Annotated in this window: 1 protein-coding gene and 1 pseudogene; one reads left to right on the plus strand and one right to left on the minus strand. The window is 60.1% G+C overall.

The window, feature by feature from the left end:
* Positions 1-188, plus strand: a pseudogene (locus AWB67_RS42860) (alpha/beta family hydrolase); the annotation flags it as partial.
* Positions 189-504: 316 nt separating this feature from the next.
* On the opposite strand, the gene AWB67_RS38355 reads toward AWB67_RS42860, so the two are convergent.
* A complete protein-coding gene (locus tag AWB67_RS38355; RefSeq protein WP_087660903.1) occupies positions 505-708 on the minus strand; it encodes a hypothetical protein in 204 nt (67 codons plus the stop codon).
* Positions 709-1111 lie beyond the last annotated feature (403 nt).

Consider the following 1111-nt stretch of genomic DNA (forward strand, 5'->3'; position numbering starts at 1 on the left):
TTCACCTGCTGAGGTCGGTCGTCGAGACGCTGGGGCCACGCGCCACGCTGCATGTGGTGGACGACGCAGATCATTCGTTCCACGTGCGCGCGTCCTCCGGCCGGACCGACGCGGAGGTCGTGCTCGAACTAGCACGGACGATGTCGGCGTGGTTCTTAGCCGAAGGAGAATTGGTCCGCGTTACCTGAGCAAGCGCAGGAATGCTTGTAGCAGATTCGGGACGGGGAGCCGGCGAACTCTCCGTGCTGCACTCGCCCGCTCAATCCCTTCGCTATCCGCAGATGGTCTGTCGCATAGCCACGATAAGCGAAGCCTGTCGCGTCGGCGGCGTTTTCCCAGTGCCGAGTGAGTGAATTTGTCAGATCCGCTTGCGATGATCTCGCCCCCGGAAATCGCGGAGGGCCATCTGCTTTGATTTGGCCGGCGCCGATCCGTGAGCGACCGCTTAGGGATGCGGCCGGAACTAGCCAACGAACGAGGCTTTAACTATTTGATCCGGCTCTCCTAACGCATGACTCCGCCTGCGCTCGCACAAACCCTCGACTTCGACTCGGTCGGGATAGAGGCCGATCTCATGGCAACCTGCTCGACTTCTTGCGGTGACTTATAGGCGCCAAGAATGATTTCGTCCGAACCGACTTGAAGCCGCCCGAACCATTGCCCTTCGGGCGTACGGGCGATGCGCAATGTGCTCTCGTCTTCTTCCATCACTTGTGTCCTTTCAATCGGTCTGATTCGTCGGATTCGGCACGGGGCGCTGTCAGCCGCGCGGCCCACATCTATGCGTTCGTCGATTGTCTGGCGCGCGCCATCTGTTCTGGCGGGGTGGCGGCGATGAAGCGCTCGATCCCCGAAACCATCCTGCGCCGGGCGTAAGCTCGGATCTGATCAGGGGTTTTCATAAACCTCCCCGTCGCCGAAAGCGAGTCCGCCGAAACAAGCAAATAACGACCTACACGCCCCTACCTCCCCTGCAGGATGTTACTGCATAGCAGCAAAAAGAAGGCCGCCCAACACACGGATGAATTTGTTGAGAGAAATCGTCAAGAGTGGTGTACGCGGGGCGGTCGGCATAGTCAGGCGGCCAGCGCTTGAGGAGCCGGTGTGCTTT

Origin of the sequence: Caballeronia terrestris (assembly GCF_001544515.1) — a bacterium.
Taxonomy (GTDB): Bacteria; Pseudomonadota; Gammaproteobacteria; order Burkholderiales; family Burkholderiaceae; genus Caballeronia; species Caballeronia terrestris.